The organism is Wolbachia endosymbiont of Drosophila seguyi (genome assembly GCF_028981765.1).
Lineage (GTDB): Bacteria > Pseudomonadota > Alphaproteobacteria > Rickettsiales > Anaplasmataceae > Wolbachia > Wolbachia pipientis.
Window position 1 is genome coordinate 1 of the sequence record NZ_JAPQLM010000166.1, and the last position, 10,638, is coordinate 10,638.

9 protein-coding genes are annotated in these 10,638 nt (G+C 35.3%); 2 read left to right on the plus strand and 7 right to left on the minus strand.

The genetic code is table 11. The features are described 5' to 3' along the window. Positions 1-133 precede the first annotated feature (133 nt). The gene (gene ygfZ, locus OZD62_RS04195; protein ID WP_010962504.1) at positions 134-940 is read right to left on the minus strand and encodes a CAF17-like 4Fe-4S cluster assembly/insertion protein YgfZ; all 807 of its coding nucleotides are present in this window, start codon (positions 938-940) and stop codon (positions 134-136) included. Positions 941-1,107: 167 nt separating this feature from the next. Here ygfZ and OZD62_RS04200 point away from each other — a divergent pair, with 167 nt between their 5' ends. Further along, positions 1,108-1,389: a co-chaperone GroES gene (locus OZD62_RS04200; protein ID WP_173862895.1), complete on the plus strand. Its 282-nt coding sequence runs from the start codon at positions 1,108-1,110 to the stop codon at positions 1,387-1,389. 100 nt (positions 1,390-1,489) lie between these two features. Further along, the gene (gene groL, locus OZD62_RS04205) at positions 1,490-3,139 is read left to right on the plus strand and encodes a chaperonin GroEL (protein ID WP_010962503.1); all 1,650 of its coding nucleotides are present in this window, start codon (positions 1,490-1,492) and stop codon (positions 3,137-3,139) included. A gap of 223 nt (positions 3,140-3,362) precedes the next feature. Here the strand turns inward: groL and OZD62_RS04210 are convergent, their stop codons facing one another. The 6 genes from OZD62_RS04210 to coxB form a co-directional block, all read right to left on the minus strand. Next, positions 3,363-3,485: a hypothetical protein gene (locus OZD62_RS04210; RefSeq protein ID WP_255703183.1), complete on the minus strand. Its 123-nt coding sequence runs from the start codon at positions 3,483-3,485 to the stop codon at positions 3,363-3,365. Between the two features lie 216 nt (positions 3,486-3,701). Further along, positions 3,702-6,824 carry a YhdP family protein gene (locus OZD62_RS04215; protein WP_275019494.1) on the minus strand — a complete coding sequence of 1,041 codons (3,123 nt, stop codon included), beginning with the start codon at positions 6,822-6,824 and terminating at the stop codon, positions 3,702-3,704. After that, on the minus strand, positions 6,817-7,254 hold the full coding sequence (gene rnhA, locus OZD62_RS04220; RefSeq protein ID WP_010082655.1) for a ribonuclease HI: 438 nt from the start codon (positions 7,252-7,254) through the stop codon (positions 6,817-6,819). The genes OZD62_RS04215 and rnhA overlap by 8 nt, the downstream gene beginning before the upstream one ends. A gap of 175 nt (positions 7,255-7,429) precedes the next feature. Next, the gene (locus OZD62_RS04225) at positions 7,430-8,317 is read right to left on the minus strand and encodes a heme o synthase (RefSeq protein WP_275019495.1); all 888 of its coding nucleotides are present in this window, start codon (positions 8,315-8,317) and stop codon (positions 7,430-7,432) included. A gap of 1 nt (position 8,318) precedes the next feature. Then, complete coding sequence (gene ctaD, locus OZD62_RS04230; protein WP_275019496.1) at positions 8,319-9,869, minus strand: cytochrome c oxidase subunit I; 1,551 nt, start codon at positions 9,867-9,869, stop codon at positions 8,319-8,321. Between the two features lie 15 nt (positions 9,870-9,884). Next, positions 9,885-10,638 (minus strand): cytochrome c oxidase subunit II (gene coxB / locus OZD62_RS04235; protein WP_275019497.1); only part of this gene is annotated, 754 nt, incomplete at its 5' end.

Below are 10,638 nucleotides of genomic sequence, written 5' to 3' on the forward strand. Positions count from 1 at the left end.
AAATAAGACGCCAACTACGTTGTTTTCTTGCTGTTTAATCTGCACAGATGAAGATAACTGAATACCTTCAATGCCATGATAAGGGGGCTGGCGGAGTTTGTCAAGCAAGTTTTTCGTTTCTATATGGGCTACCTTAAGACTTCAACGTCTTAACGCACTTGACCCCACCAGCATATAAATTTGCATGGCTCTTTCCAGTATTAAGCAATGCAAATCCAATGTTGTCTACACTAGAGCGCAGTTCCCCTATTTCCTCATTGTTTTCATTTGTCACTTTAGTGCCAATATCTGGAAGTGCGTTATCCCCCTCAACAAGGTAAAGTTTTCTTCTGAATATTTCTTGTCTGCTCATTCGATTTACAACTTCCTGACCTATATAACACCCCTTATTAAAGCTTATACCGTTTACTTTATCGATTAAAAATTGCAGCGGAAACGATGAATTCTGCACCATATCTTTCGCTCCATCTGGAACGAGATTTTGAATTCTGACTTTTTCATACTGAGTAAAATCCCCAACCGGCTCTTTCATTTCATCTTTATGTATGATCCTCATTCCTAGCAGCTTGTGCCTTGGATCTTGAAAAATAACTTGTGACTTACTACTACACTCCGCCAACTTAGTATTAAACAAAACCCCAACCTTATATAGTGCACTAACGTCTTTAATCTTTACCCTCAAATAAGTTTTAAGTAAATCTAGTTTCTCGATTATTTGCTGCAAGTGCATGTTTTCGCACTCCAAGAGGGTGTATTTACCATATTCAATAAGAAAAAAATCATATAGATATTTTCCCTGAGGGCTAAGCAATAAAGAGTAAATGGCTTTTTGGCTATCCAACTTATTAATATCATTGGTTATAATACCCTGCAGAAAATCTCTAGTGTCAGGCCCATATAGCACTATCACACCACGACTTAAAAATGGTATATAACTCATGAAATCTCTATAAATAAATCTAAATTTTATTATATAACATTAGGCTCTTTTAGAAACTGCTTTTGGCGTGCATATTTTACAAGCTCCAGCCCTTGAAATCTAACTTACGAGTATATATATATAAACTCATAAGTTAATTTGTTGATGAGGAAAAACAAATGTCAAGTATAAGTTTAAATGTATTAGATGATAGCGTGCTGATCAAGCCTATTAGCGAAGAAAAGCAAGGTGGAATTGTGCTTCCATCAAGTGCTGAAAAGAAACCTACTAAAGGTGAAGTTATAGCAATTGGTGAAGGTTCACGCAATTCAAGTGGCGAACGCGTAACTTTAACTGTGAAAGCTGGTGATAAAGTGTTCTATCGCCAATGGGCTGGTACAGAAATAGAACATAATAATGAGAAGCTTATCGTGATGAAAGAGTCCGATATACTTGCTGTCATTAAGTAGCAGTCTTTATTTTACTAAACTGAAACAAAGCGCAACATAGCGCATTGTAAATGATTTTATTGTAGTTTTCTAAATTTTTTATTAACAAGAGGTGATAAAAATGACTAATGTAGTAGTATCAGGTGAGCAGTTGCAAGAAGCCTTTCGTGAAGTTGCAGCAATAGTGGATTCAACGGTAGCAATAACTGCAGGACCTAGAGGAAAAACAGTAGGGATTAATAAGCCCTATGGAGCACCAGAAATTACAAAAGATGGTTATAAGGTGATGAAGGGTATCAAGCCTGAAAAACCATTAAACGCTGCGATAGCAAGCATCTTTGCACAGAGTTGTTCTCAATGTAACGATAAAGTTGGTGATGGTACAACAACGTGCTCAATACTAACTAGCAACATGATAATGGAAGCTTCAAAATCAATTGCTGCTGGAAACGATCGTGTTGGTATTAAAAACGGAATACAGAAGGCAAAAGATGTAATATTAAAGGAAATTGCGTCAATGTCTCGTACAATTTCTCTAGAGAAAATAGACGAAGTGGCACAAGTTGCAATAATCTCTGCAAATGGTGATAAGGATATAGGTAACAGTATCGCTGATTCCGTGAAAAAAGTTGGAAAAGAGGGTGTAATAACTGTTGAAGAGAGTAAAGGTTCAAAAGAGTTAGAAGTTGAGCTGACTACTGGCATGCAATTTGATCGCGGTTATCTCTCTCCGTATTTTATTACAAATAATGAAAAAATGATCGTGGAGCTTGATAATCCTTATCTATTAATTACAGAGAAAAAATTAAATATTATTCAACCTTTACTTCCTATTCTTGAAGCTATTGTTAAATCTGGTAAACCTTTGGTTATTATTGCAGAGGATATCGAAGGTGAAGCATTAAGCACTTTAGTTATCAATAAATTGCGTGGTGGTTTAAAAGTTGCTGCAGTAAAAGCTCCAGGTTTTGGTGACAGAAGAAAGGAGATGCTCGAAGACATAGCAACTTTAACTGGTGCTAAGTACGTCATAAAAGATGAACTTGGAATCAAGATGGAAGATCTCACGCTTGATGATCTTGGTACGGCTAAAAATGTTAAAATTACTAAAGATAATACCACAGTTGTCAGCGAAAATAGCGATTCTGACAGTGTGAAAGCTAGAATCGAGCAGATTAAATCTCAAATTGAAACTTCAACTTCTGATTATGATAAAGAAAAGCTAAGAGAACGTTTAGCGAAATTATCAGGTGGCGTTGCTGTGCTCAAAGTTGGTGGAGCAACTGAAGTGGAAGTTAAAGAACGTAGAGATAGAGTCGAAGATGCGCTGCATGCAACAAGAGCTGCAATTGAAGAAGGTATAGTTCCAGGTGGTGGGGTTGCGCTTCTTTATGCTTCATCTGTTCTCGACAAATTAAAAGGTGCAAGTGACGAGGAACAAATAGGCATAAACATTATCAAGAAAGTTCTCAGTGCTCCAATTAGAAGGTTAGTCAAAAATGCTGGTCTTGAATCTGCTGTTATAATTGACTATTTGATTAAGCAGAATGATAAAGAGCTTATATACAACGTTGAGGCTATGAATTACGCTAATGCATTTACAGCTGGTGTGATTGATCCAGCAAAAGTGGTGCGTATTGCTTTTGAAACAGCGGTATCTGTTGCGAGTGTGCTGATAACTACTGAATCTATGATAGTTGATGTACCAAGCAAAGAAAATGCTTCATCTCCTATGGGTGCAGGAGAAATGAGTGGCATGGGTGGATTCTAAGTAGAATGAAACCGTGGAGCAGTTGCTCCACGGTAGTTCCAAAAAATCTCACATTTTACTATTCGTTAAAGGTAATACGTTTGGTGCAGAAATGCACTACTGTTTGCATCCGTTTCACTCCTTTATATTGTGGTTGTCTAATAACAAAAAGGCAGCATAAGAAAACTATAACCCCTAGTATATTTATACTATAGCTGACCCAAGCAACACGTCATACCGCGATTCATTCCACAACTGTACGAACATTACAATATGGCACATAGTAAACGATGTCATGAAAGTAGCTGACACTGGAATGACACCCTTTTGGATGGAAACCAGTGTCACGCACTGGCATGACACCCATTTGTTCCTATAGTTGTCTTTTCTCGTCTACCTTATTTTGCCACTCTGCTGAACAGATACAATTTACAACCACCCCCCTACCCTTTTTAGTTGTTCAGCAAATATAGAGAGGTTAAAGGGAGTGGTATTACTTAAACAACTAAATAAAAAACCAGGTAGATCATTCTGAAATTCTTGCATTTTTGTCCATAATTTTGTTAAATAACTTCCCTTTTGGTCATATCGAACCAAATTTCTTTTTCACACCACCTTTTAAGCCACTTTCGTTAGTTTTTGTCATAATGCGATCAAACACTCCCAATAACCTCTTTAATAGGTTTGGAGTTAGCGAAGAGATAAGATCAACAGATACGTTATTGTTTTTGTCATCACCACTTGCTTTATAGTCTATTGAAACGATTCCCCTACTTTTCCCACCAGTAAGAAGTTTTCCAATTATAGGAATTTTTAACAAAGATTTATTAATTAAATATGCTGGTATTACTTGTCCTGCAACCTGGAATTTATAATTTCTAATATCGAGCTTACCACCAGTGCTAATACCTAACTCCGCCCCTTCAAGCCAAGATTCTTCAATTTCAATAGTGCCATCTTTGTATGAAAAAGGTGCATTACATTTGTAAAAGTATACACCTTCATTTTTTATGGCATTTACAATGCCAGGCAATGAAGACATCGACAATAAAGTAGTAAGTAGTGGAGCATCTTTGATGTAGAAATTGCTAATGGATAACGTACCATAATGTTCTCCACTTTCTCTCTGAGGAGAGAGATAAAAAGACAATTTGCCGTTTTTAATTGATTTACTAATGCCTAAGGAACGCAAAAGCATACCTGAATTATCCGCATATATTTCGAGCCCTATTCCACTGTATTCTGCTAGTATGTTGCTGCTATCTTCCAGAAACTGCCCTGTAAATTGACTTCCATTGCAATTACCTTTAGTACAGGTTACATTCAGCTTAGTATTTTTGATAACGATGCCTTCTTTCATAATTACATTGTCAACATTCATACTAATCTCTATATCTTTATTTAATCCATTACTGTTTTTGCCAAGCAAGCCTAAAATATCACTTAAGTTAATTTCCTCACCATAAATAGTTATGGCATTTTTCTCCTTACCTGATTCAATTTCTATACTAAAATCATTATCAGGCAATTTAAAGCTACTAGAATTTAAATATAAATTTCCATTTTCTACTCTTCCGCTGAATTTTATATCTAGGTCATTTCCTACAATGTCTAATTTATCTACTAACAATTCACCTGCTCCTTTTAACCTTGTAGAAAACAAAATTTTATTGTGATCTTCAAAGCGATTTTTCCACCCTAAGTAGCTTGAATGTGATTCAAATTCTGATAAATCTATATCACCATTAACATACCCCGTCTTATCTTGATTTATCACTGACTCTAAATTTGCACTGACATAGCCACTATCAAAATTAAATATTTGAGCGGGTAAATCTCCGGTCAAATTCCAGGCGAAACTTTCATTCCTATTGCTACTTTTCAGGTCAAATAATAGCTGTGTGTTATTCACCATACCACTACCATTTAAATCTATAAAGTCACTGCCAAAACTAAGCTTAATATCATATTTACCAAGACTTGCATTATAGACGGCCAAATTGTCAATTTCAGAATGAAAATTTGCTGAGAAGTCTACTTTTTTGTCATCAGCATTTAGATTAAAAATGCGAAAATTAAATACGGATTTTGCCATTCCACTTACTTTATCCCTTTCAACCTTCACCACATCATCCAGCTTAAATCTTATAGGCTCATATAAACCATACGCATCACTTACAGCTTTGCCATTAATGGTTAGAACTGAATCTTCCTTATTTAGAGATTTCATTTCAATATCACCACCATTAACAGTGAAATTCTGAAACTTAGCGCTATTTACAGTAATTTCAAGATCGTTATTCTTGATGATCAAATCACCCTTTAATTCCTTTACTTGCTCAAAATCTTCATCAAATTTTACGCTACCGTTTTCTATATCAGCAACAATTACAATGTCTGACAGATCGTCATCAACCAAATTGTTAATTTTGCCATTGAAACTTACAATGGTATTTAAAACATCCCCATCAATATTATCACAATACCAGCTTTTAAATTTACTATTTACTACACTATCTGGTATATAAGTACATAAATCCTTTGCAGCAAACTTACTAATATTAATTCTAAGCAAAGCATGACTTGTACTAAAGTTCATTTTGCCTATCAAAGAGAGATACGTGTCATTTAACTTAAAATGGAAGTTTTTTACACTAATAATTCCATCACTATATGTTAAATTTATATTTACATTAGTTAAGGCCAAATTTTTGTTCAAATAATTTTCTGTATTCAATACGTATATATTTCCATCTACAATTTCATCCTTTTTATTAATTTTCACTGAGAAGCTTCCTTTGAATCCTATATTTTTGTCCAAATTGTAGCTTTTAACTAATGTAGAAAACTTGCTCAATAGTCCCAATTTTAGATCATAAAATGTCCCGTACACATTTAGCAAATTGTTGCGATTTTTTATCGTAATTGATAAATCATCCAAAAATCCCTTTCCATCTTTTGTATTCACATGAATATCTAAAACATTAAAATCTTCCCCCTTCCCTATATATAATTTATCAATAAAAAATTCATCTTCTGTGCTTTTATCAATAGCGATGTTAGTAAATTCAATTTTTGAATCCGCATTTAAGTCAAAAAAAAATTCCCTTATTGTTTTTAATAGATTTTTTGCACTACTTTCTGTCATCTTGAAATTCTTCCCTGTCATCCCAGTATCTTTTTTTCCTGTCATCCCAGCACTCGTCCTTGTCATCCAAGTAGCTTGACTACTTGTTTCTTTTTTTCTAGATTCCAGCGTCACGCGCTGGAATGACACCGAAGGAAGGCGGTTACTACTTAAATAATGATTATCCAAAAGGTCTAATGAGTTTTGCGGATTAACATTAGTTTCTTCTCTCTTGATACATACATGCACATTATCAGCTGAAACCTGAGAGAGATTTGTGCTAGCTTTAAATAAGGAACTTAACTTAAAATGTACAAAAAGCTCAGGAACTTTTATAGTAAAATTAGGGTTTGCTATTGCCAAATCCGTAATGACTAAATACGGATCTTTGCCATCTTTCTGCCAAACAACTGAGGTATTCTCCATATTAACGCTTGAGCCAACAAATATTTTTGATATTTTATGTTTAACATAAAAATCAATATAATTAATATTGATTTCTAAAGGCTTTAAAAAAATAAAGAAGCACAATATGAATAATAAAGCTACGGAAAATAATATAGTAATTTTTTTAAGCATCGATTATTGCTTTTCTTGCTAAACTATCAGCCTCCTCATTATACTTATCGCCACTGTGTGCTTTAACCCACTTCCAATCAATTTCGTGTTGTGAAGCAACGTTGTCTAGCTCTTTCCACAATTCCATATTTTTTACTGATTTTTTATTACTTGTTTTCCAGCCATTCATTTTCCACTTATTTATCCATTCTGTTATGCCATGCTTAACATAAAGACTATCCGTATATAAATTAATATTACAAGAAAATTTCAATACTTTCAGCCCATTGATCACCGCTGTTAACTCCATTTTATTGTTTGTGGTATTTTCTTCTCTACCATAAATGTCTTTTCTGTAATCTTGAAATAATATGATAGCTGCCCATCCTCCCGCTCCAGGATTACCAGAACACGCCCCATCCGTATATATTATCACTTCTTTTTTACTCATCTTTGTTTATATCGGTTAACAAAGTATATAGTTGCTTTTATGAAAGCACAATTTCTAAAGGTAGTTTAAGCTGCACCTTTAAATTTTATTATAGAAACAAAAAAAAGTGTGACAACGAGCATTACCAAAAGGAAAAGTAAAAAATAGTTTTTATGCTTCTGCCGTTCTTTCATAACTAAAATAAATCAATAGAACAAAAAATAATACTGGCGAATAGGGAAAATAGATAAGAAATTGAATAAGAAAACATTTTTTTCTGTGAGCTGTGATTCTTGAACTTCATAACAGATACAGCGTACCAAATAAAAACGCAACCTTCAAAGGTTGCCATGCTTAGATAAAGTAAAGCCTTTTTCAAAAATAGAGCCGGAAGCAAGCTAGTTAGCACCAGCAAAACACTATAAATTAATATATATTTTCTTGTTTTTTCCGGACCATAAACAATATTGAACATTGGAATCGATGCCTTTGCATAGTCTTCAGACTTATTTAAAGATAGGGCCCAAAAGTGTGGTGGAGTCCACATAAAAATTACTAAAAATAAAATGAAACTTTCCCAACTGACAGAATTAGTCACAGCTGCCCAGCCAATCATTGGAGGGAAAGCACCTGCTCCACCACCGATAACGATATTCTGCGGAGTACGCCTTTTTAGCCAAATTGTATATATGAAAACGTAAAATAATATGCTAACAGCAAGCAAAGCAGCAGAAATATAGTTTACTGCTATTGCCATGATAAATACTGACAATATTCCAAGAGTTACACCAAATTCAAGCGCACTTTCTGCAGAAACTCTACCTGAGGGTATAGGGCGGTTTTTTGTCCTTTCCATGAGCAGATCTATGTCTCTGTCATACCACATATTTATAGCACCTGCAGATCCTGAGCCAAGAGCAACACATATAAGAGATATTAGTGCTAGAAAAGGGTGCATACTACCTGGTGCAGTAACCATACCAGCAACTGCAGTAAATACCACAAGATACATTATCCTTGGCTTCAGCAAACGCCAAAAATCCAGTATTGTTGATTCAACATTTAGCAAAACACTTGTGTACATTCTATTTTACCACTGGTGGCTTTTCGAAAGTATGAAAAGGCGGTGGTGAAGATACCGTCCATTCCAAGGTGTCACCTTCCCAAGGATTATCTCCAGCTTTCTTGCCCCATTTAAAAAGATGTATAACTATAAACACAAAAAACATAACTGAAACAAAGGACATATACGAACCAATTGAGGATATATAATTCCAAGGGATAAACGCATCAGGATAATCAGGTATACGCCTTGGCATACCAGCTAATCCTAAGAAATGTTGAGGTAAAAAAGTGATATTGGTGCTAATAAAAGTAAGCCAAAAGTGGATTTGACCTAAGCGCTCATTATATTGTTTACCCGACATTTTACCAATCCAATAATAAAAGCCAGCAAAAGCTCCAAATAATGCAGCAAGTGACATGACATAATGGAAGTGAGCAACAACATAATAGGTGTCGTGCAGGAGCTTATCTATTCCACCATGAGAAAGAATTATTCCCGTTATGCCACCGCCAACAAACATGAAAATAAAACCTAGTGCAAATAGCATAGGGGTCTTAAACTCAATTGCTCCACCCCACATAGTTGCAATCCAGCTAAAGACTTTTACACCAGTTATAACACCGATAAAAATTGTGGTAGTGCTAAAAAATGCAGCAGCGTCAGCACTAAGCCCAACAGTGAACATATGGTGAGCCCAAACCATAAAGCCAAATACTGCTATACCTATCATTGCATAAACCATCCCTATGTAACCAAATACAGGTCTGTGAGAAAAAGTTGATACAACCTGACTTATGATGCCAAATGCAGGAAAAATAATTACGTAAACTTCTGGATGACCAAAAAACCAAAATAGATGTTGAAATAACACAGGATCGCCGCCACCGGCAGGATCAAAAAAGGAAGTACCAATATTGCGATCAGTAAGAAGCATAGTTATAGCACCGGCAAGCACTGGTAAGGCAACAATCAACATAAATGCTGTTAGCAAGACAGACCAAACAAACAGTGGCATCTTAGTTAATGACATTCCTTTTGTGCGCATGTTAAATATAGTAACTATAAAGTTGATCGCCCCAACAATTGACGACATACCAGCAACATGAAGTGCAAGTATAGCAATGTCAACTCCTGCACTTGGATGGGACATTACCTGTGATAGAGGTGGATATAAAGTCCAACCTGTACCTGGACCTTCACCAATAAACACTGAGAGAATGAGCAAAATAAAAGATGACACTAATAACCAAAAACTTAAATTATTCATACGAGGAAATGCCATATCTGGTGCGCCAATCATGAGAGGTACAAACCAGTTACCAAATCCTCCCATGAGGGCTGGCATTATCATAAAAAACACCATTATCAACGCATGCCCTGTAACCATTACGTTATATAATTGATAGCTATTGTTAAGTATATTAATGTGCATTAGCTGAGTGCGAATAATCACCGATAATAATCCACCAATAATTCCAGCTAATATGGAAAAAATAATGTACAGTGTCCCTATATCTTTATGATTGGTGGAAAACAACCAACGCTTTATGCCCTTTGGTACGTCACTCATATCTATACTCCAAATTTAACTCACTAATTTTCTATTTTCAATCCACTTATTAAAATCTTCTTTGCTTACTGCTTCAACAACAATTGGCATAAATCCATGGCCTTGACCACACAATTCGTAGCACTGCCCATAATAAACACCAGGCTTTTTGATATTAAACCACACCTCATTCAGCCTACCTGGTATCGCATCAATTTTTACACCGAAAGCCGGTACTCCCCAACTGTGTATCACATCTCCTGCTGTAACTTGTAAACGAACGTTAGTATTAACGGGTAAAATGATGTTGTTATCAACAGAGAATAGCTTTAAATCTCCTTCGATAAAGTCTTCTTTTCCCTTAATATAACTATCAAATGACACACCTTGATATTCTGGATATTGGTAACTCCAATACCATTGATGGCCAATAACTTTCAGTGTTATATCAGCTTTCGGTATTTCTTCCTGTAGCTTCAGTAATTTAGCGTTTTCAAAGGCTAATATTCCAACAATGATAGTTGGTATAACAAACCAAATAATTTCTAAAGGAACACTATGGGTAGTTTTACTTATGTTTGTTACTTTGCTTTTACGAAAGCGAAACACTATATAAGCAAGCAGCGCCCACACAAAAAGCATTATTGTAACCATCACAAGCATCACAAACGAATGTGACCTAACTACAGCCTCCATTACTTCAGTTGCAGGAGCAGGAAATCCAAATTGCCAGGAAGTAGGAGCAGAGGCAACAGATATATTTGAGTAAAATATTATCAATAGTGCAAAT